The sequence below is a fragment of the Leptolyngbya sp. O-77 genome (genome assembly GCF_001548395.1).
Taxonomy (GTDB): Bacteria; Cyanobacteriota; Cyanobacteriia; order Elainellales; family Elainellaceae; genus Thermoleptolyngbya.
Genome location: NZ_AP017367.1, coordinates 5214066 through 5239202 on the forward strand (window position 1 = coordinate 5214066; position 25137 = coordinate 5239202).

A 25137-nucleotide genomic window follows, 5' to 3' on the forward strand; every position below is an offset into this window, starting at 1 on the left:
CGTTGGGTGAATCAGTCGCTATTTGCCAGAACTAGAACGAGCCAGTAGTCACCGAATTTTTTCCTGACAATGGCTCTACAACCAATTCCTAAAGCCCGACCCTCTGTCATGGGGCGATCGCTCGTGCGGCGATCGCTGCTCACTGCCTGTGCTGCCCTGTCTACGCTGGGTGTCGCTCTGGAAAGTGCGATCGCCTCCGTCCGCGTGCAGGCCGAACCCCTACGCGGCATTTCGCAAATGCCTGTGCGCGTGATGAAACTCTGTCATTTGGGCAGTCGCGAAGATCAACTGCAAGCGGCGGTGGTGCAACACCTCAACCGCCACAACATTCCGGCGGTCTCCAACCCGCGCGGACAACCTGTGGCCACCCCGCGATACGTGATCTCCATTGAATGTACCGACGATGGCGGGGCGATCAGTGTGCGGGGCAGTGTGTTTCACAACGTTCAACTCAATGGCCGCACCATAGAAGCCAATATCTACGGCAGTGGGGGAGGATACGGATCTCTAGGTTATGGGATGAGTTACTCTCAGGCGGAAAGAGAGCTATTGACCGGTCTGCTAGACACATTCATCCGGGATTGGCGATCGACCCGGTAAAGCATTACAGGTTGAGGAACTGCGCCCTGTTGCATTCGTTTCTACGAACCACCTCGCCCTTCCCCAGGATGAATACGTTTTTCCTCGTTAGCACGACCGGCCTTCAAGAAGTGGTTATCGCAAATTGGCTGAATAAGTGTGTCCCATCCAGAACTATGACCTGACGACTGCAATGCCACCCGTTTATGAGGACTTACCCTATGCAGATTTCTCGCGCTCGTCGCTGCGCCCTTGCGCTGGGTTTACCTGGCTTGGCTCTGACCTCACTATTGGGAAGTGCCCCCAGCCTCGCCGCTGCCCAACCCTCAAGCGCAGCCCGCGCCGCCGCAGACAACTCAGCCATCGTAACGAATCCGTTGGAAGCCCCGCAAGCGCTCAACACCGCTCACCTACCCATCCAAAGTCTCCAGGAGAGTCCAGCCTCGACTCACTATCTCCTAGCTCAAACTCCCCGTGAGGCCAATCGAATTAGATTGCAGCAACAGGCTGAAGCCTACAGACGACGGGCAGAGGAACGCAGGCGACGAGCAGAACAGCAGCGACAACAGGCCCAGGAACGCAGGCAGCGCAATGCAGAACGGGGGCAGCGCATTGCCGAACAGCGACGGCTAGAAGCAGAGCGGCAGCGGCGATATTTTGAAAGTCTCTCTCCAGAACAGCAGCAGGCCTATTTAGCTCGGCAGAGAGCTTTGAGACAGCAAGCTAATCAGGCTGCTGCCGCTTTCTGGATATGGGTACTTTCAAATAGCTTGAGTTCGGGCGGGTCTGGTTCTGCTCCGTCGCGCAGTCCTGACTACTATGTGGTTCCAGACAATCGTCCCGCCCCTCAGCCTGCCCCAGCGCCGGTCGCTCCCATCAGCCCCTTCTATGGCGATCGCCACTGGTAACCCCTAATCTGCCCCAGTCTCATAGCGCTGGGGCACGCTACTCAATTCCATAGCGCTGAATGAGTTTAGACTACAGAGAACTAAGAACTTGCAGCCCCCGCGTTTGAACTTTACTTTACAAACTGAAGGAAGCCTCCCATGCAATACGCCGTTGCTCGTTACCTTATTCGAGCTAATCTTACTCGCAAGTTGGGACTTCCCAGCCTGATTCTCGCTTCGCTGCTCAGCACCTCTCCCAGCCTTGCCGCAACGCAAGTCCGCGGAGCCCACCGTCCCCAACGAATCTAGCCCCGGTGCTGATGGCCAATATCTTCCGGCGCATTCGTGAAACGGTTCGGGGATGTCACCGATACGATTAACACGATTGACTCCTCCTTCCCCGCGAGGCAACCGGGGCGATCGCGAGAATACCTCACCACCGCAGCCCCAGTCCGCCCCACCCAGCGCAAACTCTGCCCCTTCTGCGCCTCCCGCATCCCGCCCTGCTCCGGCATCGAGCGATATTCAGATAGTTCATCGAGATAATGCGCCTAGTCGCTGCCAGGCTCAAGGCAACACTCTGCTGAGATGTGAAGCCTTCCAAATCGCAAGGGTTCATTCTGAAGGCGCTCTCATCTTTAGCTACTACTTTAACGGCAGTCCCTTTTCGTTTGTCACTGATGCCGCCTCTGAATTTCGCTTGGATCATGCCTCAAGCTATCGTGTTGTGGGGCTGATGTATGGTGGCGAAACGAGAGAGATACGTGGCTCCTGCGGTGTCACTCTCATCGGTGGTCAATATCGAGGAGCCGTCTGCCAAGCCGAGAACGGTATAGAGTTTACGTATCTCAATCGCAATTAATCGCCCTCATTCGCCGCCAGGAAACGCTCTATGCCACCCACTTTTAAGTGCTTGAAACTCTGGGGCGATCCAATCGCTGCTGCTCTCAGGCTGCTGGTCGGCATCAGTCTGTCCTTGGCCCTGTCCCCCAGCCCCGCGTGGGCCAACGGTGGCAGCGCCCTGCTGTGGACAGGTCTAATTCACTTGGTGGTCGGCAACCTGGTGATTGCTTATCTAGAAGCGGGGCTACTCTGCTGGTGGTTTGGCACTCCCAGGGGGCGATCGCTCCTATTGCTGCTGGTGGCCAACTACGCCTCGGCCTGGGCGGGGGCGCTGCTGCTAGCCAATCGCCTGTCGCAGTATTCGGGCCTCACCATTGCGAATGTGCAGGTCTGGCTGGCGATCGCCGCCTTACTCGCTTTCTTACTCACTCTGGTCATCGAGTATCCCTTCTTCTGGCTCCTGCTGCGCCAGCGCAAGCGGCCGATTCAGACCGCGCTCAAGGCGACCCTGCTGATCCACGGCCTCAGCTACCTACTCCTGTTTGGCTGGTACAGTTTCAATAGCCAGACCAGCCTGATTAGCCAGACGCGAGTCGTGCCTGCGGCCCAACTCCAGCCCAGCCCCGCCTACACCCTGCATTACCTCAGTCCCGATGGCGCTCAGGCGCTACGACTGACCTCAGGCAAAACGGAACCCGTTGCCATCGACCGCGCCGCCTTTGATGCCCTGGCCGCGGAGCCACAGCCGAGCTTTGGCCCAGTGCCCAAACTCACTACCCGCACAGACTGGGATTACTACACCTATGTCTTTGCTGCGGGTGGCCTTATCGGGCGAAACCGGATCACCCAAGCTCGCCAGCACTTTGCTTTAGAAACTCCCTTTGCGGTTTGGCCCATCAGCCATGCCACTCACCTGCCAGGCGATTGGCTGGTCTTTCAGCTTGGCCGCGACCAAATCTGCCTGCTGCATCCCGCCAGCCAGCGCATAGCCCTAATTGCCCGTGGCAAAACCCCCATCGTGAGGCTCTTCGACCATGCTGAGTAAGTTGCTGAATGGGTCGCTGAATGGGTCGCTGAATGGGTCGCTGAATAGGTTAAACATCCCCACAACTAGGTGTGGGAAAGCTTCTCCTCGCTCTGGGGCCGCTACCTGACTCTTGATCCCTGCCACATCTGCCGATAAACCTTTTGTGAAGGAACTTACTCTGATGTTTTTTCCGATCAGTAGCCGTTTAAGATTGGCACGATACTCAACAAGCTAGCCAATATGTTATTTACGATTGGAGCGATCGCCCGCACCCAGTCATCACCACCTACCGCCCATTGAGCCATTCCCGATTTCTCTCCCAATTTCTCAGGTTATTCCCTCATCTCCCGCTCTCAACCAAGCCCGTCCCGCAGGGGGAACTGGGGCCGACTGGAACGCCTGGAAGCGCGATCGCCCCGCCAGCGATGTGCAGCCCTTTGCAGGGATCTGGCGGAAGTAACTACCAGAGAATATCCCAGAGAATATCAACGATATTCCTCACGATTCAGAACATAATTCAGAACACGATTCGGAAAATGATGATGAAGTCTACCTTAATTTGCTCTGCTTTGCTAGGAGTCTCAGTGGTGCTGTCAGAGCCTTTGGGGGCGATCGCCCAGACTCCCCAATTACTAATTGCCCAAAGGGCTGGCCGTCAGCCTATCGATTTTGCTGCCAATCCTGACCTGTGCCGGGGACAAGTGGTCAACAATGGGCAAATCTGCGTGACAAACCTACCCGCTACCCAGCGCCCTGGGCAACGGCTAGCCACGATGGGCTATCTTTACACCGACCCCAATCTTTTCACGCGCACTGTAACCACCATCCGGGTTATCGAGATGGAACCCAACCCAGCAAACCTGTCCTACGCGGTCTTTGTAGATGACAGAACCTTGCCCAACCAGTTCAACCCCGACGGGTTTGATCGCCCTCTCTTGTTTCTCGGTATCCGCAATGATGGGGCAGTCGTCATCAATTCAGGCTATGGCCAGTATCCTCCCCAGTTTGACCCAGAAGCAGAGGCCAACCGTCTGCTAGACCTGCACCAACCTGCGATTCAGCAGCTAATCACCGCGCTGATTCAAACCCAATAAGTCAACACGCCGCCGTCTGGGTCGGATAAATAGGGAGGGGCGTGCCCAGACGCTCGATTGACTCCATCAACACTACACAAGTCATACTCATCATGAGTATGACTTAGGAAAGAGTGTACAGTGAATTCTTTTCGAGGTGTTCGCTTAAATACAAAACGTTACGGTAAACCCACAGCCAGCAGAGAATTGCCGCCAGAGAATTGCCGCTAGGGAATTAAGGATCTATCCGTCTGCTCATGGTGTGCTTTCAGACAAAAGGGAATCTAGGCGGGTGGCATAACCCGTTAGTTCTACATAGCCCTCTCCCCGAATTGGCCGGTCTTGTCGGGTGCCCTCAAAAGCGGTTGCCCCTTCCCAATAGGTGGCTGTGGAGGTGTTGAGTTCCTGGTCTGCAAGGCGCGATCGCCCCTCTAGCAGCAGATTTAGCCGGGGAATGCGAATCTGCCACTGGGCGGGATAAACCGCTTTGCTGCGGGGGCTTGTCCAGGTTTTGAGGACGCGGATCGTCCAGTCGTCATGATTCAGATGGGTCGTCTCGCCGGAGGCCGAAACAAACGTGCCTGCGGAGGTGATTTCGGGCGTACCGTCTTCGTGGCGCAACTGATAAAGCATCAGGGCAGACCCGTCCTCCAGTTGAATCGAGAACCAGTCCCAGCCGACCGTGCCCGCGGTCAACGCGCTGGTGGAGAATTCGTGATCCGTCCAGGTTTTGCCCTGTACCGAAAAGGCTTGGCCCTGAATCGTGATGGTTCCGCTGGTGGGCTGCTGAACCAGGGAATAGTAGTAGGACGCATTCCCCGGCTCCAATCCCTTGATGCTGAGGCCGCGATCGCCCTGCAACACAGGCGGACGGGTCTGCTGAACCGTGAGGTCAATAGCCACCTCCTGGGATTGAGCCTGAAGCCGCACTACACCGGGTTCTAACTCAGTCGCCGACCAATCGTTGAGCCAGACGCGGTAGGGCGTTGCTGTGGCTCCGGCCAGCCCGATGGCGTTGCGGCTGAACTGCTCGTCTACGTAAAAACCTTCGCCCGCAATGTCGCTGACGGTGAAATGGGCAGAGTAGATTTGATTCGTTCGCCAACTGGATGGTGTAGATTCTACCGCCACCGTTGGCGAAATCGCCTGTCGGAAGAAGGTTAGCTGAAAGCCAAACGGTCGCCCCTCCTCGGTTTCCAGGTTGCCTGTGTAGTACCACCATTCCGTTTGGTAGTCATTGTGCGGGCCAAAGTCTTCGGGAAAGTGCCAGTCTGGTAGGGCGATCGCCTTGCGGTATTCTGCACTGGCTGCGGGTAGCGGTTGCCAGGTAACGACATTGGCGGCGATCGCCGGACATGCAGCCCCCAGGAACACACCCAGGAATGTACCCAGGAACACGCCGCAGAACGCCAGCAGTACGCCAAACCGAATCAAGCGCGATCGCATTTTGACCTCCCTCCTACCCGTTCTTCCGAATCTCACGCTACATCCTTATCTGAAGATCTGAACGTCTTACAGAAGACTCGCCAGATTACCAGAACCCAAAATCCAGAACCCAAAATCATTCTTGTCTCAGCGCCGCCGCAATATTCATCCGCCCCAGCCGCAGCGCCGGATACAGACCTGCGAGTAAAGCAGCGGCGATCGCCACCAGCCACGCCTGCCAGAAATAGCGGGCCTCCAGCGCCATTTGCAGCGTCCAGCCAAAGGAACGCACGTTGATCACATAAATCAAAATCCAGGCGAGGACAAAACCCAGCGGCATGGCAAATACGCCCGCCAGCGTCCCCATCAGCCCGGTTTCTAGCAGCGTCAGCTGGCCCAACTGGCTAGGAGTCATGCCCGTGGCGCGGAGAATGCCCAGTTCCCGCGTCCGCTCCAGTTGCAGGCTCATGAGCGTACTGAGAACGCCGATAAAGGCAACGACCACCGACAGCAGTTGCAGAGCGCTGGTAATGGCAAAGGTGCGGTCGAAAATTTCCAGCGACCCCTGCCGCAGGCTGCGGTTCGACTGCACCAGCAAATCCTGTCGTCCCTGAAAGTGCGATCGAATATCCTGTACCACTGCTTCCACATCGACACCAGGCTGGGTGAACAGGCCCAACGAGGCGATGCGGTCATCCTGCCACAGGTTCAGATAAACGTCGTCATCCAGAATAATCGTGCCGCGATCGGAGGAATAGTCGTAGAAGACTGCGAGGACGGGAAACGGGCGATCGCCCACTGGCGTTTCCAGCGTGATCGTTTCCGGCGGCGCGGGCAGGTTTTCTCGACGGATCAGCGCCTCAGAAATGATCACGCCCTCGCCCGCATTCAGCGCTGTCCAGGGGTCGGGTTCTAGCCCCGGACGAATCCAGGCGTAGGGCCGCTTGCCCTGAGATACGTCGCCATCGGCGGAGATCAGCTTGGCAGTGCGGTCAAAGTCCACCACGCGCACATCGGCATCGTTGTAGCTGACGGCAAACCGCAGTCCTTCCCAGTGCTTTAGCGCCTCCACCACCTGCGGATCGAGCTTGCCCAGCACGCGGTTGGCCGTCGTGGTGGGCGGCGACACGTAGATATCTGCCTGAAGCGTCTGATCCAGCCATTGCACCACCGTCCCCCGAAACGAGCCGATCATCACCGACACGCCGACAATCACCGACACCGACACCATGAGGGCGGCGATCGCCACGGAGGTGCGGCTGAGCGATCGTAAAATGTCCCGTGGAGCCAGCCGCCCCACCACGCCAAACAGCCGGTAGCCCGCTGACGCAAGCCCCCGCATCAGCAGCGCGATGGCAGGCGGAACCAGCAGTGCTGCCCCCAGCAACACGGCAAAGAGTCCTGCAAAGGCAGCCACCAGCCCGCCAGATGACCACCGCAGCAGGGCGACTCCGGCAAGCGAGAAGCCAATCCAGCCAACCGTCAACAGCGGCAGCAATTTCTGAACTTTGCCCTCTAAGGTCGAGCGCTGCAAGGTAAGCGTCGGCGTGGTGTTCATTGCCTCCAGCGCTGGCAAAGCAGAGGCAAACAGCGCCGCCGCCACGCCAATTACCAGACCCTTGGCGATGGTGGCGTTTGAGAGCGTCACCTGCTGCACCGAGACGACGAAGTAAAAATCATTAATCGTCTGGGTGATTAGCCCCACGATGCTGCGCCCTAGCACAATGCCCAACCCCACGCCAAGCAGGGAGCCGAGGATGCTAAACAGCGCCGCTTCGCCCAAAATCAGGGCAAAGAGCTGTCCCCGCGTCGCGCCAAGGCAGCGCAAAATGCCGAACAGGGGACGGCGCTGCACCACGCTGAAGGTAACGGTGTTGTAAATCAAAAACATACCCACCACCAGCGCCAGCAGGCTGAGAGCCGTAAGATTGAGTTCAAAGGCGGCTGTCATTTGCTGCACGGCGTTTTTCTGCGCCTCTGCTGTTTCTAGCTTCAGGCCAGCAGGCAGGGCGGTTTGAATGGCGTTGATTTCAGCAGGAGAAGAGGCGATCGCATCGATATAGCTCAGCCGCCCCGTCTGTCCCAAAAGTTCCTGCGCCGTGGCAATGTCGGCAAACAGCAGCGTGCTGAGGGCGCGGCGGTTGAGGGAATCATCGGACTGGACGAGGGCAACCGCAGTGACATCGCGATGCTGGCCGGCGATGTCCAGATGCAGCAGATCTCCCAATGCCACCCCGTACTGAGCCGCCACATCCTGCGACAAGACAATCGCCTGGGGATTGGTCAGCAACTGAACCGAAGCTGCGTCTAGGCTTTCGCCCTCGGCCCCAAAGTAATTGCGAAAGGGCGACTCTGCTAGCACGTCCACCCCCACCAAGCGCATCGGCTGAGCGCCCAACTCTTCCACCAGCACGTAGCCTTCCACGATCGGTGCGAGGGGAATGTGGGGGGCGACGCGGTGCAGGTCAGCATACACCGTTTCGGGAATGCCCGTGGGGGCGATCGCCTCGATGCGGTGGGTGGCGCGTCCCGTAATTGCGTCAGTAGACAGGGCAAAGGCCCGCTGCGCCGAACCGTTCGCCAGATCGATCGACACCATCATGGCAACGCCAAGGGCAATTCCCAAAATGCAGAGGAGATATTGCAGCGGGCGCTGCTGAATTCGCTGCCACGCCAAGCGCCAGAGGGGTGCGTTAGAAACGACTGCCGTCATGCCACCACTTCCTCGGCTAAGTCAGGATGCACAATCACAGGAATCAGGTGCCCGTCTTGAACCCGCAACACGCGGTCGGCATGGCGAGCGATATCTGGATTGTGGGTCGCCATGATCAGGGTTTTGCCCTTCGTGCGGGTGAGATTGAGTAACAGTTCCAACACCTGCTGCCCGGTTTCTTCGTCTAGGTTGCCCGTCGGCTCATCTGCCAAAATAATCTGTGGATCGTGGGCCAGGGCGCGGGCGATCGCCACTCGCTGCTGCTGCCCGCCAGATAGCTTATCTGGATAAGTCTCCAGGCGATCGCCCAGCCCCACCTGCTGCAAAAGCTGAAGCGCCGACTGACGCGCCGCGCTCGGCGACTTGCCCGCCAACTCTTGCGGCAGGGTGACGTTTTTCCAGCACCCGTCAACGTTGGAATGAGGTTGAAAAACTGGAAGACGAATCCGATGCGATCGCGCCGAAACAGAGTGCGCGATTTTTCGTCCAGATCGGTAATGGCAAGGCCATCAATCCGAATCGTGCCGGTGGACGGCTGATCAATGCCGCTAATCAGATTCAGCAGCGTACTTTTGCCGCTGCCGCTGTGCCCCAGCAGCACGACAAATTCTCCGGGTTCAAACTGCAAATTGATGCCATTCAGCACCTTCCGCGTCACGTCACCTTCCTGAAATTCTTTACACAAATTCGTTAGCTCGACCCTGGCCCCCTGAGCCGCCGCAGAGGTGCTTTCGAGGGCGATCGCCGGTTGAGCCGCAGCGAATAAACCAGACCACCAGGAACTTGCTGACATAGGGACACCGTGAGACACCGTGGGACACCGTTTAGAATGACGCTAGCAAGCCTTCTGAGAAAGCTCTTAAAGAATCTTAACGTAGATCGCCGGACAAGTCTTCTGCTTTGGGCGACAGTCCTTCAAAGTTTCCCCGCTCCAATCACAATCGGCTTCCTGTAAAGCGTTGCTTATGAAGCGTTACCTAATAAGACGATGAATCTGGGATCTACCTGGTTTTGAATTGATTCAGAAGAACGGAGAAAGTGTTGTGGATAATCCATTTCCCGGAATGAATCCTTACCTAGAACACCCCCAACTTTGGCATCAGGTTCATAATCGTTTGATTGTGGCGATCGCAGATGATCTCACACCCCAAGTTGCGCCTCGCTACCGGGTCGCCATCGAAGAGCGAGTTTACCAGAGCATTGACGACTCCTTATCAGTTGGCTTGGTGGACATTGCTGATATCGCTTTGACTCGCCGCTCTGCGGGTGATATCGAGCCATCCAGCCCGATCGCCACTGCCAGCAAAAAAACTCCGATTTCAGTTCAGGTTCCTCTGCCACAAGAGGTGGTCGAGCGATTCTTGGAAGTGCGCTCTACCCAAACCGGAGAGGTTGTTTGTGTCATTGAGATCTTGTCTCCCCAAAATAAACGGAATAAGGATGGACGAGCGGCCTACATTAGCAAGCGCCAGAAAATCTTAGGCTCCAGCACGAGCTTGGTCGAGATTGACTTGTTGCGAGAGGGAGAGCCAATGCCCATCCTGGGTGCGACAGACTCGCTATACCGCATCCTGATTAGTCGAGCAAGCCATCGTCCCATCGCCGATCTTTACGCTTTCGAGTTGCAAGACTCCATTCCCGCAATTCCTATTCCACTGCTCGTTCACGACCCAGAACCCGTGATCAATCTGCAACGCATCCTGAATGACGTATATCGACGTGCCCGCTTTGACCTGGCAATTGACTATACCCAACCCCCAAAACCCGCGTTGCGCCCCGAAAATGAAGCGTGGGTGCGTGAGATTTTGCAGCCAGCCGACCTAGAGAATCCGGTTTCAGGCGATTTGTCGTAAAGTACTTCAAAGCGAAGCATTAGGGCAGTGCCTCTGCGGCTTTTCGGGCCAGCTTGGCGTAGGTTTTGGCGGTTTCATAGCGCAGCCCCAGGTCTTCAGCAATGTCTTGCAGCGATTCGCCCAGTTCGCGCCGGGCCAGGATGGTGGCCCAGGTTTCGGCGATCGCCGTTGCTCGTTCTCCTCCAGTGCGCTTACGTTGCGTTAGGAAATGCTCAGTAAGGGCGGCAATTCGCTGAGCCAGCAGGTCTTGCAGGGTAGACTGGGGCGCTTCGGTTTCGGCAGGCGACCAGCCCAGGCGGGTTTGCCCCAGCCCAAAGGTCGTTTTGTGCCCAGTGCCGCAATAGGGGGCGAGGCGGCCCAGCGCCATAAACAACTGCACATATTCAGAGTCTTCTAGCGCTGTCTTACTTAAGCTTATCTCAATCGCTCCGGTAAATCCCGTCACCGAGCCCCGCTTGCCCGCGACCGTTTTGACAGACTGCAAGTGATGGCGGGTGATAATCACCGATTGATCGATCCAGTCGAGAAAATCTTCCTGGTCATACTCAAGCTCTGAAAAATCATTCCAGCGGCGCAAGTAGCTGTGGAATAAGTTAACGGGCACAGGGAGTGGAAAGTGATGTTTGTGGCGGCGAAAGCTAGTGGGCGAGCGGAAGGAAAGGGCGATCGCCGGATTGGGCGGAATCGCCACGTCAAACAACTGCTTGTAGGTCGCAGGCGGATGGGAGGGAGCAGTCAGCCCCCAGTCGAGTATTTTGAGCGGTGCGCCCCGCAGGTCGATGGTTTGGGGGGGCTGCCGCAGCCAGTCTGTGAGCCAGGCGACGACGGGTTGAGAGAGTGCCGTAATCGTCCAGGTATAAGGGCGATCGCCCCTGAGTCTTGGGCTGCCGCCGGGGGCAACTTCTACACCCTGTAGCGCAGAAATCGTAAAGGGTTTTTCGGATTCGCCATCGTGCAAATAAGCAGACAACTCCGGATTGGTCTGGCGCACTTGGTCGAGCAGCCAGGCATGAAGCCCGATGGTGTATTGCGGATAGAGCGTGCTGTCGGCAAGGGGCTGAAGCTGGAGCGTCAGGCCAACCAGTTGCGTGTCTGTGGGCCAGTGTGCCATAGCAGAGGATTTTTGAACCGTGGTGCGAAGGCGGGGCATGGATGCTGGAGCAATTCAGCGGGATTCGTGTCCTATTTTAGTCCCCTATTGGGGATTTGGAATAGGGCGATCGCCCAGTCGATTGGAAAGGGGGCTTTCCAGCAGGGAGCTATTCTACGGTCAGTTGCTTTCAGAACCTCATTCATGATTCCCTCACCCAAAAAGCCTCAGCCGTCTGTGTCATGGTTTGCTTATCCTTGTGTTCAAAATGTTCAAAGCTTACTTTACTTTACTTCGTGCTGCTGTCGAGCAGTGCGATCGCCCCTTACCTTCAACCCGCGATCGGGTTATAACCAGTTGCTCTAAACCATCGCCACTAACCGCAACCTCTTGACCTCTAGTTCGGTAATTTCCAAAAAAATAGGAACCACATTATGAACTATCGACGCTTGATGAGCCGAGTTTCCCTTGCGTGTCTGACAATCATACTGATGGAAGGACTGAACCCACTTGCAGCGAAAGCAGAACCGGTAAGCCCACTCCATGCCGGAGGGGCAAATTGGATAACATTAACGATCAGTCGATCAGGAGGCTATATCCTTGAAGTGACCTCCGCTCTGGGCGATGTAGATGTGGAACTCTATGACCCCACAGGTCGGCAGTTTGCTCGGGGTCAGCGATTTGGGAACGAAACCATTTTCTTTACCGTTCCTCCCGGTGCAGAAGGCACCTTTCGAGTGCGCTACAGTATGCCAATCTGCGTCAATCCGCTAGGTGCCTGCAATGTAAATATCAGCATATATCGCCAATAAAAAGAACGAAGAAGGAAGAGGGAAAAGCGAAGAAGGAAGAGATTCTGGACAGGACTTAATTTTCGTTCTTCATTCTTCATTTTTCCTTCTTCTCTCTCGTTCTTCTCGCCCGATTAGAGAGGGCCACAAAAATTGCGATAAGTTCGTTTGTTTCATTCATTAAGCTGCCGATTTTTTGAGGAGTAACCAGTCCGGCATCGGTCAACAGTTCTAGCCAGTAAATCGATTCTTCGAGTTCTTGTAGCCCAATCCCTATCTTGCTGATGTACTCAGTTTTAGACCTGGAGCGAACTGCCTCTCGATAGTGGGCACCGACAGAGGTTCCGCTGCGGAGTAGCTGTTTGCCCAAAACCTGAGCTTCGGTGGTTTTGGGCAAAGCGTTGTACACCTTGATAATCCGCAAGGCAAAGGCTTTTGTGCGCTGTCGTAGGTCTTCTTTTGGGAGTTCAGGCATGGCGTAGGGAGATACGCTGACTTGTTTAGAATGCCCAAAGGAAGAGGGAAGAGGGAAGAGGGAAAAAGGAAGAACGAAGAGGGAAGAGGGAAAAAGGAAGAACGAAGAGGGAAGAGGGAAAAGGGAAGAACGAAGAGGGAGGCAATTCTGGGCAAATCCAGTTTCCTTTTTCGTTTTTCGTTTTTCGTTCTTTCCCAAAGCTTTCCGTCCCCTTGCGGGGAAGTGGTGGTGAAAGGAGAAGGGAAAAAGGAAGAACGAAGAGGGAAGAACGAAGAGGGAAGAGGGAAGATTTGGGATGTCTTAGCTTTTCTTTTTTCGTTTTTCGTTTTTCGTTCTTTCCCAAAGCTTTCCGTCCCCTTGCGGGGAAGTGGTGGTGAAAGGAGAAGGGAAAAAGGAAGAACGAAGAGGGAAGAACGAAGAGGGCAGAACGAAGAGGGAAGAGGGAAGATTTGGGATGTCTTAGCTTTTCTTTTTTCGTTTTTCGTTTTTCGTTCTTTCCCAAAGCTTTCCGTCCCCTTGCGGGGAAGTGGTGGTGAAAGGATCGGCTTTTTTTCAGGGCAACTCGTCGGCCCCCAAACTAGTTTCAGTCCCCTTGCGGGGAAGTGGTGGTGAAAGCGCAGGATGTCATCGGGGCATTCAATCGTGCAGCCAATGTTTCAGTCCCCTTGCGGGGAAGTGGTGGTGAAAGCGAAACTCTCCGTGGCGAAAGAGAGTTGGATCGGATTCGGGTTTCAGTCCCCTTGCGGGGAAGTGGTGGTGAAAGGTGGCTTGTCTGATCATTCTTGGCGCGGCGCGGTAGGAGCGTTTCAGTCCCCTTGCGGGGAAGTGGTGGTGAAAGATTGGCGATCAACTCACTGGTATCAACGACGGCATTGAAGGTTTCAGTCCCCTTGCGGGGAAGTGGTGGTGAAAGCAGTGTGTATCTGTATTACCTCTGTCACCACTGGACAGGTGAGTTTCAGTCCCCTTGCGGGGAAGTGGTGGTGAAAGCTAGGCACATACATGAAAGAACCATGTCCTTTATCCAGTTTCAGTCCCCTTGCGGGGAAGTGGTGGTGAAAGTGTGCCGTCTGAAACTTTGTCTGGACAAAGCTCCCAGAGCAAAAATCGACACGATCTTTCTGAAGTGGCAATAAAGCAAAGAAAAGTGTCACCAGGACTTTTCTCCGAGAGCCAGAACCCTTGCTGAGTCAGGCATCTCCACAATCGAACGAAGTTGTGCGGTTTTCAAGGTGCGGTTGGATCGTGGAGGCGACCCATCGACACCCCAAGAATAGTGGGTTCTCTCTCAAAAAGTCAATGGAAGAAAAAATAAAAACGGACAGAGGTTGCCCTCCATCCGTTCCATTGGTTTTGCCCGTTGCCCAGGCTGCTGCCAAACGATTTGCGCTAGATGATATAGGCCTTTGGCGGGGGCGCGGGCGGTTCGCTGCCGATCGTCAGCGTTTTGGGCAGGCTGTCGGCAGCGATCCAATAAAACCGCACATTATCTTCAGCAGGCTTGACCTGTCGCTTCACCTTTGCATGGAGCTTCTTCATCTCTGACAAGGAAAGAAAACATTCAAACACGCTGTATTGCACCCGCCGCCCGTGCCCTTCTAGCAAGATAGCGAGGCGATCGCGGCGTTTGTCATCGGGAATGTCGTACACCACAAGCACTAGCATGGCATCCCTCCCTCAAATGCTCCGAATAAACGGGGCGTAGGGCTGGGAATCTTGCAGGCATTTCTTGTATCGCTGGATTTGGAGCTGAATCGCCCGTCGATAGCTAACGGGCTGCTGCACGGTGGGATGAGTCACCGTTTCGGTAATGCGATCTTCAAAATGTTTGAGAAACACACGCCGCGCCGTGTTTTCCAGGTACACGCCACCTTCGGCATTGGGAAAAGTGAAATCGGTCGGGCGAATGGCTTTTTTATTAATCAGCCACATCACCAGACTATCGACAATGGGCGATCGCCATTCTTCCATCAGGTCAAACGCGAGGTGTGGCTCCTTGCGGTCGGAGCGGTGCAGGTTGCCCAGGTAGGGATTTAGCCCTTCGGCGAGGATGAGGCTGAGGACGTTGTTGAACAGCAGCGTGTAGCCAAAGCTGAGGAGGCTGTTGACGGGATCTTTGGGCGGGCGGCGGTTGCGCTCCGTCAGGCTAAAGCCGGGGTTGGTGATCAACTGCCCCAAAGCCTGAAAGTAGAGCCGGGCCGATGCGCCTTCGTGCCCGCGCATTGCGTCCAGATCTGTCGTTTTGGTCAGCGCGGCGATGTGCTGGTCGATGCGGTGGATTTTGGCACTCAGCCCTTCTACCTTGCGCTTGCGATTGAGTCGCAGCAGCAGATGGCGCGAGTTGGTCAGCTTGCCATGCAGGATTTGCTGCGCCATTTTGACCTGAAAGCCGGGATCATGCCGCCGCCCAAACTGGGCCGCCTCGGTGGGCAGGTCGCAAAACTCGCTGCTCCAGAGGTGTCCTTTATAGTCTCCGGCGCGGCTCATAAACACAACAGGAATCTGATGTTCCAAACATTCCGACAGGGCACTGGTGCTGATTTGCACATTGCCCAATACCAAAATGCGCCCGACTTCTTTAATCGGGATTTCAAGCGGGGGGAATGGCTCTGGGGTTTTGGATTGGGGATTTTGGGGTTTGGATTTGGGGGTTGGAGGTTGGGACGGGGGCGATTGCGCCGTGAGGCTTTCGTCTTCGTCGGTTTCAAACCGGCCGCCCTCGATGACGAAGCGCCCGTGGTCTTTGCGGAGCGTTGTGCCCTGACGAACCAGATACAGCGTAGACATGCCGTTTTTCCAACTCCATTCTTTAGATTCGATTTGCACGGGTTTTTCGTCGCGCACCCGATAGCCCATGACGACATACAGCGGCGGCGGAATTGGCTGTTCTGCGGTTTGAATGGCCGCCAAGAGGGCTTGCTGCATTTGGGTTGTTTGGGGCGGCGGGTCGCTGTGGTGGAGGATGGGGGATGCCTCTGGGTGAGTGGCTTTTTGGGCGATCGCCGTTTGCTCAAGCTGCCACTGCTGCCGGGTTTTGGGCTGGTCTTGCACGACGAGCGATCGCACAAAGGTATGGCCCAAAAACCGGAATCCTTCGTTGAAAGTTGTGACGCGGGTTTTGTCGGGGTGCAGTTCCAGCCCCATCGCGTGGAGTAAACTTGCTACCAGGTTGTAGGCTCTTTCGATCCGCGCTTTGGACTTGGCCAAAATCACAAAATCATCGGCATAGCGCACCAGCTTCAGCCCGGCGGCTTCGATGGCTTCGTCAAAATCATCGAAATACACATTGGCCAAAATGGGCGAAATCACCGCCCCCTGGGGCACGCCCTTATTCGGCAAGATCAGCCCCGACGCGGTGGACACACCGCTGCCGATCCACTGCTCTACCAGATGCCCGATCGCCACTCGGGCACGCCAGCAGTCCGCCCATCTGCATGACGTAGCTGTTCAGTTTGACCAAGCCCGTCGGTCTGCCCAGCAAGCCGCCTTTGCTGCCCGGATGCAGACCTACCTAGCGTCGGGCGACCCGATCCTGATGCGAGAGGCGATCGCCTGGATGCAAGCGCGATCGCCCAGCCCTCACCCATGACATCTCCACTCATAACATCCTCACCCATGACATAATGAAACCCAGGATCTAAGTAGGGATTCAATCGGGACGACCCTATGGTTTCATTGACGTTGCCCCTGGTGCTGGAGACGACCGAGGTTCATCTCACCGATGAGCAGTTTTATCAGCTTTGCCGCAGTAACCCCGACCTGTCCATTGAACGAAGTGCCAAAGGAGCTTTGATTGTTATGACTCCTGTGGGGGGAGAGGGCGGCAGCTATGAGATGGATCTGGGTGGCGAACTGTACTTATGGAATAAGCAGTCTGGACGGGGGAAAGTCTTCAGTTCCTCCACCTTGTTTAAGCTGCCGATTGGCGGTGGGGGCGAAGCCAGCGCATCCAGCTTTCGCTCTCCAGATGCCGCATGGGTGGAGCTATCCCGCTGGCAGGCGCTGACCCCAGAACAGCGGCGAAAATTTCCCCCCATTGCCCCTGACTTTGTGATTGAACTGCGCTCTCCTACTGATGACCTGGAACTGTTGCAGGCAAAGATGCAGGAATACATGGATGCCGGGGTTCGATTGGGCTGGATGCTGAACCCGCAGGAACAACAGGTGGAGATTTATCGCCAGGGGCAGCCCAAAGAGGTGCGCGAGTTGCCCACAGAACTCTCTGGCGAAGACGTGCTGCCTGGATTTATGTTGCCAGTGTCCCGCTTTGAAGATTGAGGCGTTATGGTTTCATTGACGTTGCCCCTGGTGCTGGAGACGACCGAGGTTCATCTCACCGATGAGCAGTTTTACCAGCTTTGCCGCAGTAACCCCGACCTGTCCATTGAACGAAGTGCCAAAGGAGCTTTGATTGTTATGACTCCTGTGGGGGGAGAGGGTGGCAGCTATGAGATGGAATTGGGAGCAGATTTGACCCTGTGGAATCGACAAACCAAACTGGGCAAAACCTTCAGTTCCTCCACCTTGTTTAAGCTGCCGATTGGCGGTGGGGGCGAAGCCAGCGCATCCAGCTTTCGCTCTCCAGATGCCGCATGGGTGGAGCTATCCCGCTGGCAGGCGCTGACCCCAGAACAGCGGCGAAAATTTCCCCCCATTGCCCCTGACTTTGTGATTGAACTGCGCTCTCCTACTGATGACCTGGAACTGTTGCAGGCAAAGATGCAGGAATACATGGATGCCGGGGTTCGATTGGGCTGGATGCTGAACCCGCAGGAACAACAGGTGGAGATTTATCGCCAGGGGCAGCCCAAAGAGGTGCGCGAGTTGCCCACAGAACTCTCTGGCGAAGACGTGCTGCCTGGATTTATGTTGTCAGTGTCCCGCTTTGAAGATTGAGGGGTCAACTCGGCGGAAATTTGCGTAAATTTTTTGCGTATTTGCGTAAATTTTTTGCGTAAATATTAGAGAGGCGTAAACTATTAGAGAGGCGTAAATATTAGAGAGGCGTAAACTTGGCTGGACTTTACGGCACCTGCGGGCGCAGTTGCCCCTGCTGAAACTGCGTCCAGGCGGTTTGGAGCGCCGGGGGAGCAGGGGTACGGGCATCGTAGACCGCAATCACATTCGTCAGGTTGCGTCCGGCAGGATAGACAATCGTGCCCCGCGCCGCCAGCGCCACAGACGCACCACCATCCAGGTTCATCGCCTGGTATGCGCCCAACTCTCGCAGGATTTCGGCGGCGCGACGCAGGGAGACTGCATCGATAAACGCCACCATCAGCAGCGTCCGACCGTCTTGGGAAAACCCGATGGCAGACCGCCCCGCCGCCGCCTGGGGATTCACTAAATGTCCAGTGGTAAATCCCTCGGCACGGACACTCTCAGCCGTCACCGACACTTGCCCAGCGGTCACTAACCGAGGCCCACAGGTAAGCGAAAACCAGTATTCGCCCCATGCCCGCGGCCGGTTTTCCAGATTGGGCGTGATCATCTCTGGCTGCTGGTTTTGCCGCAGGCTGAGGGTAGTGCCCCGCGTTTCCCAGGCAAAATAACGCAGCAATCGCCCCGCTCCTACCATATTTCCCATTACATCCCGATGAGGCGCAGCGGTATTGAAAAATGTGCCATTTGCCACCACGGCCGCCTGCATTCGCCGGACGATTTGCGGGAACGGCTCGTCGCCATAGGAGCGCTGGGGCGTGTTGGCCTGGGGTGCGTCGTTGGCCAACCCAAGGGTGACCAGGGTTTCTGGCTGCGACAGGTCTACGGTGGTCAGGTGGAAGGCAATGCCCTGGAGCGATCGCCGCTGGGTGTCTACTGCGGCCGGGGGTTGGGCGATCGCCCTGCGAGACACGCCGTAGGCCGCGCCCAGGGCCGCGCTACCCAGGAGGAGCGATCGTCTTGAGAGTTTGCGAGTGAAAGGTGAGTTGTTCATCTTGGCTGACCTGAGATTTCAATCTGTGCGGAGAAAGTGGCGATCGCCCTTGAAAAATCGTCTATAGCATTTTCTTGCGGGGTGAGGCACATGCTGCCCTCACAAGGCAAGGGCTTATTGACCATCCGTGTGCCTCACTAGCTTCAAAAACGCTGTATCTGAAGTAATCCAAAATCTGAAATAATCCAAAATCGCCCATCTGAACTCCAAAATGCAGTCGGGCGATCGCCCCCTAACCCGCCTGAGCTATCGCGCAAACTGGCGGATAAAGGCCACAATCGGGTCAATTTTAACCCCGTAGTTCACCACGCCCTCACGGACACGCTGACCAGGGTCATCTTCAGGGAAGAGGGAAGAACGAAGAAGGAAGAACGAAGAACGAAAATCTTTACAGTCCATTGCCGATGATCACAAATGCTGACCAGTAGTAGGGATGGGCGAAGCGGGTGTCTACGCTGATGCCTTCTAGGGGCACGATTGGCGCAGTGCTGGAACCACCAGAGGCATGGTGGATATTGCCGCTGCGGAGCATTTGCAGTTGGGCTTGCTGCATGGCCTGGGCGATCGCCATCGGCTGCTGGTCTGTTCCCTGGGCGAGGGTGCTGTAGAACTTCTGTATGAGTTCACTGGTTGCGCCGTCCTTCACCTGCCACAGTGACGCAATCACCGTATTCGCTCCGGCACGGCTTGAAGCCGCTGAATATCGGCCTCAGTGCGGCAAGACGTGGTTTCGCACTGGCACATGAGCTGGCGAAACTCCAGCGCGGCATCGCGCTGGCACTTGCCCACGCCCTGCACCTCGATGGAGTAGGGCACGCCCGCCGCCGTCATCCACAAAAGCCACAGTCAGTTGTCCCTGCCCGCTAGAGCGCCATCCGATCTGCCACGCCCTGCCGTACCAGCAGCGGGCGGTTGCTGCTAGCTCGCAGTTCTGTGACGTATTTCGCGAAGGCAGCCGGATTTCATTCATGGCGAGTGATTTAATCCCAACGTCGGAAGAGTCGGCCCAAGTGGCCGAGGCGAGGGCTGAGGCAGAACAACAACACAGGGAAAAGCTACGACAAAGCTGCGGGAATTAGACATCGACCCAGATGCTTAAATGCATCATCTGTGCTCAAAGCTGATTCACTTGTTCGGTCGAGAGGCCCAGCAACTCTGCCACTTGGGCTAGGGGCATACCAGTCGCCAAAAGATTTCGGGCTGCTTGCAGCAGTTGCGCCTGCGCCCGCTCTTTTTCCTGCTGCTCTCGCTCTGTATCCGTCAAGTACCAATTACCGTCTGCATCACACCACCGCAGCCAGCAGCTTGAGACCCCCTCAAAGACCCCCTCCCATAGCCCCAAGCCAATCTGCAAATCCTCCAGCCAGACCTGCGGAGGGGTCGGATTGAGGGGCTGCTCCCGGTAGCGACCGCCTGCCCATTGAAAATAGCGGAGTTGACGGGTTTGTCGGCTATAGGTCAGATAATGGGGCACGCGGAGATCCTGCTCGTAGACCTGAAACTTGGTCGGCGGTGAGTTGTCCCGATAGGGCTGGGAAGACGGCAACGTTGCCGCTTCTACGCCTGCTTCAATCGCATCTTCGGCCCGATAAAAGCGTCCCAGATCTTCTGGCTCGGTTCCGGGCGACAGAAATTCAATCACCACATGGGGATTCCGCCCTTCTTGCCAGGTGACATAACTGCGGCGAAAGTCTTGTCCAGCATAGAGGCGAGGCACACCCACGGCCAAAAACCAGTCTGGGCGCTTGTACCAGAGGGGATGATGGACATCGTAGTACAGGTTGAGGTCAGCACCGGTAAACCACTGGTCGCGGGGATAGTCTGCCAAAGATAGGGTGCGGCTCAACAACTGCGGCTGGAGGTCGTGAAATTCGTCAGGCAAGCCGGGTTCCCCAATCACTTCACTGGGCAAATCATACATGGTGGGCAGTGTCTCGCGGGGTGGGCGCGGTGGTTCGGCTTGGGGAACGGCATGGCCAGTGGTGAAGCTCATAATGGCAATCAGGAAGCGCTGATTTTCAGTGTACTTACATCTTGCACCAGTACATTTAGCCTACGTTTTTAGCTCAGCGAGGTGGACAAAGTGCACCGCAATACCGAGTGAATCGAGCAGGGATCGCGCTCGCTCAACTTGAAGCAGCGCTAAACAAGCTGCGACTTCCGGGAACAAGGCGTCTAATGCAGCAGTTGCAGCGACTTTCCAATCAGGGGTCGCTTTGGCGTGAGTTGCGCGGTGAACCCAATGAACCAGCACAAAGCTGAGGAAACACAACATCAACCAGCGATATACGCCCTTGAGCGTCTGCTGAGCAAAGCGATGCAACCCAAAGCGATGTTTGATGGTTTTGAAAAATCCCTCAATGCTCCATCGTCTACGCCCCACCAAGTGATGGTGCTGCCTTTGAGGGGACGAGTCGAGAGGACAAAGCGTTTCTCCAACTGGCCGTCGCGTTTGAGGTAAAGCCAAGAAATCGTCACCGGGAAGTTCAGTCCCTCTAAGCGCACCTGTTGCCCTTTTTTCACCAGTTTGCTCACACAGCGACCATCAGCCAGTTTGCGGTCACACCGCACCCCACAATTACCGAGTAACGGCGCTTTCGCATCGCTTTGAGGAAGGCCACGCTGCCAAAGGCGGTGTCTGCCAGAATGACCACCCGGAAGGCGCTCGTTAACGCAGGGGGCAAGCTACCTATTAAGCGAATCGCCAACTGCACCGCAGTCCGCTGATGTTTGCCACGCCAGACCCGAAAACTCCAGGGCACTCGACACTCTCCAACCACCAGATACAGCACCACCAGATGCAATCCTCGCTTGCCTTGCAGCACACGAATCAGCGATGCAAACGCTTTGAACTTGCCGCATTTCTCCAACGTCGTCAGATCCACCACCACCTGCAACCAGGGACGGCGACCTTTGGGAGCAGACTGCAACAGTTGCTGCACGATCTGCCGTCGCACCACGCGCACGACTTGGCGGGTGGGCCAGGCATACTCGTTGAGAAATCGGCTCAACGCACTACCCGACTTAATCAAACTGTGTTGCGGCGAGGGTTGCCCTTGAGCTTCTAGGAACAACCCCAGCATCGCTTGCAGGCTGTCTCTTTGGTAGGCACTCGGCATCAGGCTGAGCAGGGTGTAGACTAACGCTTGGGCGTGTCCAAGAATGGTTTCCACTGTTCTTGTTGTTTGTGACTTCACGCCCTTTTCTCTCATTGATTGCACCCGCCGAAAAGCCGTTCATCTGTACTGGTGCAAGATGTAAGTGTACCTACTTTATGTAGGCCGCTCAGCCTCTGGTTTTCAGAGATGGTGTTGGTTAGCAACAGCCAGAACTGCACCAAGTCGGGGTCTCGCAGGACGAAGGTGAGAGCAACCCGAAAAGTTGTTAGGACGACTGCGATCGCCGCTGCCGTTTCTTCGGTGTTCAAGTGAGCGATCGCTACTTCGCGAAGCACCCAATCTCCAGCACAAACAGTTGGTGGGTTCTGGCTACTGCATCATCTCAGCAGGTCAAACCAAGGGCCATCACCGTTGTCAGTTATGCTAGCCGAGGGCGCTCGCTTGTGACATCAACCGAGCAACCCCTCGACTTATCAGTAGGCAATTAACTAAGCCACGAGTTTAGGAATCTCCTCAAGATGAAGAGCTTTCATGCAACTGATTTCCTCAACAAGATGGAACAGTCCAGATGCGCTAATTAGCAAATTAGCATGTACTCGTGTAGCGTGGTTCGTTGATAGCGGTATTAGTAGGAGTCAGATTGGTAGTAGTCAGCGGTACTGGCTCTACCCCAATAATGCTTATTGTTCGAGGAGGACGGTTTCGCAAAGTTGGATTAGAACTAGCATGTTCAGGAAGTAGGTCATCCACTTGAACACGGATTCGAGTAAGATTACCTCCTGGTCTGTCTTCCAGAATAATATCAATTCCTCGAATAGGCTCGCCTGCCGCCCGTTGTCTAAAACAGACTCCAGGGGGAGGAGAGGGAGGAACTGGCACATTAGGAGTTGCTGGAGGAGTTGCTGGCCTGCCTAAAGCAGGTCGAGAAGAGGGGATAGCTAGGGCTAAAGAGGCTTGCAGTGTTCCTATAAGTGCTAGCCCAGCAACTGCAAAAATTGATTTCACTGACTTCATGATCAATCTCCTTAACAATTCAAATCATGGAACCAACCCCCGCTGAACAAATCAAATCGCATGTGTTTCCATTGATGAATTGACTTCCCCAGAAAGTGGGAATTGGTTAGAGGATAGTATTAGGAATGCCCACCTTTTGGTAGTTTCCATCAATTCATTTAAAAACTTCACTTCTAACCCTGACTGCCTGACAGCGTGGATGAACGGTCTGAAAACTCCTAGCGCTAAGGAGAAAAGGTGAGGCGACATGAGACGCTGAAATTCGCGTCACATCAGGGACTGTACTATGTCAGTGTGGCGTTGCCGTCAGCAGTTCTGCCTAGTGCCCTCTATGGTGACGAGCTGCCTTTGGAATCCCATCTCCACTCACTGTAGTGCCCAGCCGCTAAGACGGCGTTCGATGGCTGTGGGTAGGGGCTTACATCATTGTGCGATCGCTCCACCCGCAATCAACGGAATCCTGGCCTTGCCGAATGAAGCGATGCACCCTAGAAGGACTGGGATAGTGTCGAATAATCCCTGAATAATCCCTGAATAATCCCTGAATAATCCCTGAGTAATCCCTGCCATCAAGCCTGCTTAAATAAGGCCCAGAGCTTCTTGCATCCGAGCGCGATCGCTGGCTCCGAGGCTAAATCGGCCATTCTCCACGTCGCGAATCCAGCTTTGGCTTTTGCCCAAGCGTTCGGCGAGGGCCCGCTGGCTCAGGTTTTGGCGCTGGCGGGCGGATTTGATGGCTGCGCCGGAGAGGGGCACGGCCTGCGGCGGGGGGGTGGATTTGGGCGATCGCCGTCGTTTGGGACGGGCTTTGCCGACGCTCTGTCGCCAGTCCTCTGAAAGCTCAAACCCCAACAGGCGGGCGTTGAGTAGTCGCTGCCCCTTGTCGCGGGGGGCGCGATCGGTGAGGCTGAGGTCGCTGTGGGCATCATCAGTCCAAAAGTTGAGGGCGGCCTCGGCATCGTCGGGAATGTCGGCCACCCTAGCCCATAGGGGCTGGATAACAGGCGGGTAGGTGTCGGGGTCGAACTGGGGCTTGAGGCCGTAGTGGTAGAGAGCCTCCAGGTCGTTTTCAAAGGTTTTGATCAGGCGCTTATGGGCACCGCGCACGGTCAGCGCCTCAGTAAGGCGATCTTCGCCGTAGGCAATCCGCAGCAGGGTGCGTATGGTGATGCGGTGGTCGCTACCCAGGCGCAGCTTAAAGACCAGCCACAGCAGCAGGCGCATGGCCCCCTCGTGCTGTTGCCAATTGCCCATTACCTCGGTGAGCAAGGACTGAGGCAGAGTGCCGTACTGGTAAAAGGCCGTCTGGCGGCGGTAGTCCTGTCGGTTGAGAAAGCGCTGCGCCCAAGCCCCGGCCCGCACTGTGAAACTCAGGCCAATCAGGTGACGGCAACCCTCAGCATCGGTTTCAAAGTAATACTGGGTGTGGAGGAGTTGCCAGACGGGGTGTTCATCGAGGCTAAAGCCCTGCACCTTACCTTGGCGCGGCCAGTCGAGGGACACCAGCACCCGACAGGCTTGGTAGACTAGCGTTTTAATCAGCGTTAGCCGTTCCAGCTTGGTCAGGTCTTTGCGACGGTGTAGACCCAGGTACTGCTCGATGTGCTGGTCGTTGAGTACGAAAGATTCTGCCCAAGGGCGATCGCAGGTGGTGGCCTGGGCAGCAAAGATCAAGTGCAGACAGGTGGCCCGCAGGTCAAACTGGGTCAGGGATGCGATTCCCAGGGTGTAATCTATGGGGCGGATCTGGGGGGCTTCCGGGTCTGTGGCCAGGCGAAACCGGAGTTCCCCCCGTCCCCGGTGGATGGTGCGATGGTAGGTTAGGCAGCCGTCGTCGTCGGCCTGCCAGGGCAAGGACTGGCGCTGGGCTAGCAGATTGCAAGCTTCCCATACCACCATGCAGGAGGCAAAGGGGGTGGTTTTGCCGTTGAGGAAAAGGCTGGGAATAGCAGCGGGCAGCAGGGTACTTTTGTTGCGGCCTTTTTTGGGCTGGAGGGGAGCTAGGGAGCCGATAGTGCAGGCTTCCACACAGCGAGGCGTGTCCAGATCGGCGCAGCGATCGCACAGGGTAGGGTCAATCCAGTAGCCGTTATCGGCTTGGGTCTTAATGGCTCCGGTGGGGCACTGGGGCCGACAGCGATCGCAGGCAATGCAGCCATCTTTCACGGTATAGACCATGGCTCAGTTCTTTCCCTTGACCAGTTGACTCTCCCAGGGATAACAACCTCGATAATCAATTTTTATGCTGATCGATACGGTTTAAGGATCTCTTTTTTATTGCCAAAAAGAGGTTCAGAATGGACGTTTGCGTGC

Annotated in this window: 26 protein-coding genes, 1 pseudogene and 1 CRISPR repeat array; of the genes and pseudogenes, 11 read left to right on the forward strand and 16 right to left on the reverse strand. The window is 55.9% G+C overall.

Annotated elements, in window-relative coordinates; translation table 11 throughout:
• The first annotated feature begins 69 nt into the window (after window positions 1–69).
• The 6 genes from O77CONTIG1_RS22000 (at window position 70) to O77CONTIG1_RS22020 (ending at window position 4430) form a co-directional block, all read left to right on the forward strand.
• Window positions 70–600, forward strand: a complete 531-nt coding sequence (locus O77CONTIG1_RS22000; RefSeq protein WP_156435589.1) for a hypothetical protein — start codon at window positions 70–72, stop codon at window positions 598–600.
• A 200-nt stretch (window positions 601–800) separates the two neighbouring features.
• Complete coding sequence (locus tag O77CONTIG1_RS22005; protein WP_068515190.1) at window positions 801–1487, forward strand: hypothetical protein; 687 nt, start codon at window positions 801–803, stop codon at window positions 1485–1487.
• A 364-nt stretch (window positions 1488–1851) separates the two neighbouring features.
• On the forward strand, window positions 1852–2328 hold the full coding sequence (locus O77CONTIG1_RS25050; RefSeq protein ID WP_156435591.1) for a hypothetical protein: 477 nt from the start codon (window positions 1852–1854) through the stop codon (window positions 2326–2328).
• A 30-nt stretch (window positions 2329–2358) separates the two neighbouring features.
• The gene (locus O77CONTIG1_RS22015) at window positions 2359–3354 is read left to right on the forward strand and encodes a hypothetical protein (protein WP_156435593.1); all 996 of its coding nucleotides are present in this window, start codon (window positions 2359–2361) and stop codon (window positions 3352–3354) included.
• A 235-nt stretch (window positions 3355–3589) separates the two neighbouring features.
• On the forward strand, window positions 3590–3796 hold the full coding sequence (locus O77CONTIG1_RS25055) for a hypothetical protein (protein WP_156435594.1): 207 nt from the start codon (window positions 3590–3592) through the stop codon (window positions 3794–3796).
• Window positions 3797–3923: 127 nt separating this feature from the next.
• Window positions 3924–4430 (forward strand): hypothetical protein, encoded by a 507-nt coding sequence (locus O77CONTIG1_RS22020; RefSeq protein WP_156435596.1) that lies wholly within the window; start codon window positions 3924–3926, stop codon window positions 4428–4430.
• 234 nt (window positions 4431–4664) lie between these two features.
• On the opposite strand, the gene O77CONTIG1_RS22025 is transcribed toward O77CONTIG1_RS22020, so the two are convergent.
• From O77CONTIG1_RS22025 to O77CONTIG1_RS27605, 4 genes and pseudogenes are all read right to left on the reverse strand, one after another.
• Entirely contained in the window at window positions 4665–5855 is a 1191-nt protein-coding gene (locus tag O77CONTIG1_RS22025) for a lipocalin-like domain-containing protein (RefSeq protein WP_084782915.1), read from the reverse strand.
• 115 nt (window positions 5856–5970) lie between these two features.
• Window positions 5971–8547, reverse strand: a complete 2577-nt coding sequence (locus O77CONTIG1_RS22030) for an FtsX-like permease family protein (protein ID WP_068515217.1) — start codon at window positions 8545–8547, stop codon at window positions 5971–5973.
• Window positions 8544–8759, reverse strand: coding sequence for a hypothetical protein (locus tag O77CONTIG1_RS28250; protein WP_286132731.1), 216 nt, complete (start codon window positions 8757–8759; stop codon window positions 8544–8546). The genes O77CONTIG1_RS22030 and O77CONTIG1_RS28250 overlap by 4 nt, the downstream gene beginning before the upstream one ends.
• 42 nt (window positions 8760–8801) lie before the next feature.
• Window positions 8802–9340 (reverse strand): annotated as a pseudogene (locus O77CONTIG1_RS27605) (ABC transporter ATP-binding protein); the annotation flags it as partial.
• 250 nt (window positions 9341–9590) lie between these two features.
• On the opposite strand from O77CONTIG1_RS27605, the gene O77CONTIG1_RS22040 reads away from it, so the two are divergent.
• Complete coding sequence (locus O77CONTIG1_RS22040; protein WP_068515220.1) at window positions 9591–10400, forward strand: DUF4058 family protein; 810 nt, start codon at window positions 9591–9593, stop codon at window positions 10398–10400.
• A 19-nt stretch (window positions 10401–10419) separates the two neighbouring features.
• Here the strand turns inward: O77CONTIG1_RS22040 and cas6 are convergent, their stop codons facing one another.
• Window positions 10420–11511 (reverse strand): CRISPR-associated endoribonuclease Cas6, encoded by a 1092-nt coding sequence (cas6, locus tag O77CONTIG1_RS22045; protein ID WP_225894645.1) that lies wholly within the window; start codon window positions 11509–11511, stop codon window positions 10420–10422.
• A gap of 584 nt (window positions 11512–12095) precedes the next feature.
• On the opposite strand from cas6, the gene O77CONTIG1_RS22050 reads away from it, so the two are divergent.
• Window positions 12096–12302 (forward strand): hypothetical protein, encoded by a 207-nt coding sequence (locus O77CONTIG1_RS22050; RefSeq protein ID WP_068515225.1) that lies wholly within the window; start codon window positions 12096–12098, stop codon window positions 12300–12302.
• Between the two features lie 76 nt (window positions 12303–12378).
• Here the strand turns inward: O77CONTIG1_RS22050 and O77CONTIG1_RS22055 are convergent, their stop codons facing one another.
• The 3 genes from O77CONTIG1_RS22055 to cas1 all read right to left on the reverse strand — a co-directional run bounded on the left by O77CONTIG1_RS22055 (window position 12379) and on the right by cas1 (window position 16161).
• On the reverse strand, window positions 12379–12954 hold the full coding sequence (locus tag O77CONTIG1_RS22055; RefSeq protein ID WP_286132463.1) for a four helix bundle protein: 576 nt from the start codon (window positions 12952–12954) through the stop codon (window positions 12379–12381).
• A gap of 306 nt (window positions 12955–13260) precedes the next feature.
• Window positions 13261–13818: direct repeats of the CRISPR family, unit length 35 nt; unit sequence GTTTCAGTCCCCTTGCGGGGAAGTGGTGGTGAAAG.
• A gap of 327 nt (window positions 13819–14145) precedes the next feature.
• The gene (gene cas2, locus O77CONTIG1_RS22060) at window positions 14146–14421 is read right to left on the reverse strand and encodes a CRISPR-associated endonuclease Cas2 (RefSeq protein ID WP_068515230.1); all 276 of its coding nucleotides are present in this window, start codon (window positions 14419–14421) and stop codon (window positions 14146–14148) included.
• Between the two features lie 12 nt (window positions 14422–14433).
• Entirely contained in the window at window positions 14434–16161 is a 1728-nt protein-coding gene (gene cas1, locus O77CONTIG1_RS22065; RefSeq protein ID WP_225894646.1) for a CRISPR-associated endonuclease Cas1, read from the reverse strand.
• On the opposite strand from cas1, the gene O77CONTIG1_RS25285 reads away from it, so the two are divergent.
• The 3 genes from O77CONTIG1_RS25285 to O77CONTIG1_RS22075 all read left to right on the forward strand — a co-directional run bounded on the left by O77CONTIG1_RS25285 (window position 16052) and on the right by O77CONTIG1_RS22075 (window position 17652).
• Window positions 16052–16345: a hypothetical protein gene (locus O77CONTIG1_RS25285; RefSeq protein ID WP_172799610.1), complete on the forward strand. Its 294-nt coding sequence runs from the start codon at window positions 16052–16054 to the stop codon at window positions 16343–16345. The two genes, cas1 and O77CONTIG1_RS25285, sit on opposite strands and share 110 nt — an antisense overlap.
• Window positions 16346–16422: 77 nt before the next feature.
• A complete protein-coding gene (locus O77CONTIG1_RS22070) occupies window positions 16423–17034 on the forward strand; it encodes a Uma2 family endonuclease (RefSeq protein ID WP_068515232.1) in 612 nt (203 codons plus the stop codon).
• A gap of 6 nt (window positions 17035–17040) precedes the next feature.
• Window positions 17041–17652: a Uma2 family endonuclease gene (locus O77CONTIG1_RS22075; RefSeq protein WP_068515236.1), complete on the forward strand. Its 612-nt coding sequence runs from the start codon at window positions 17041–17043 to the stop codon at window positions 17650–17652.
• A gap of 127 nt (window positions 17653–17779) precedes the next feature.
• On the opposite strand, the gene O77CONTIG1_RS22080 is transcribed toward O77CONTIG1_RS22075, so the two are convergent.
• The 8 genes from O77CONTIG1_RS22080 to O77CONTIG1_RS22105 form a co-directional block, all read right to left on the reverse strand.
• Window positions 17780–18691, reverse strand: a complete 912-nt coding sequence (locus tag O77CONTIG1_RS22080) for a phosphodiester glycosidase family protein (protein ID WP_068515239.1) — start codon at window positions 18689–18691, stop codon at window positions 17780–17782.
• Between the two features lie 388 nt (window positions 18692–19079).
• Window positions 19080–19358 carry a CHAT domain-containing protein gene (locus tag O77CONTIG1_RS22085; RefSeq protein ID WP_068515241.1) on the reverse strand — a complete coding sequence of 93 codons (279 nt, stop codon included), beginning with the start codon at window positions 19356–19358 and terminating at the stop codon, window positions 19080–19082.
• Entirely contained in the window at window positions 19355–19522 is a 168-nt protein-coding gene (locus O77CONTIG1_RS25060; protein ID WP_156435598.1) for a hypothetical protein, read from the reverse strand. Before O77CONTIG1_RS25060 ends, O77CONTIG1_RS22085 begins: the two co-directional genes overlap by 4 nt.
• Before the next feature lie 283 nt (window positions 19523–19805).
• Window positions 19806–20684 (reverse strand): Uma2 family endonuclease, encoded by an 879-nt coding sequence (locus O77CONTIG1_RS22090; RefSeq protein WP_068515242.1) that lies wholly within the window; start codon window positions 20682–20684, stop codon window positions 19806–19808.
• 60 nt (window positions 20685–20744) lie between these two features.
• Window positions 20745–21074, reverse strand: coding sequence for a transposase (locus tag O77CONTIG1_RS28490; protein ID WP_315874834.1), 330 nt, complete (start codon window positions 21072–21074; stop codon window positions 20745–20747).
• Window positions 20966–21226: a hypothetical protein gene (locus O77CONTIG1_RS26460; protein ID WP_225894821.1), complete on the reverse strand. Its 261-nt coding sequence runs from the start codon at window positions 21224–21226 to the stop codon at window positions 20966–20968. The genes O77CONTIG1_RS28490 and O77CONTIG1_RS26460 overlap by 109 nt, the downstream gene beginning before the upstream one ends.
• Window positions 21223–21864, reverse strand: coding sequence for a hypothetical protein (locus O77CONTIG1_RS25805; protein ID WP_197673271.1), 642 nt, complete (start codon window positions 21862–21864; stop codon window positions 21223–21225). Before O77CONTIG1_RS25805 ends, O77CONTIG1_RS26460 begins: the two co-directional genes overlap by 4 nt.
• Before the next feature lie 1539 nt (window positions 21865–23403).
• Window positions 23404–25002, reverse strand: a complete 1599-nt coding sequence (locus O77CONTIG1_RS22105) for a helix-turn-helix domain-containing protein (protein WP_068515247.1) — start codon at window positions 25000–25002, stop codon at window positions 23404–23406.
• Between the last annotated feature and the right edge of the window lie 135 nt (window positions 25003–25137).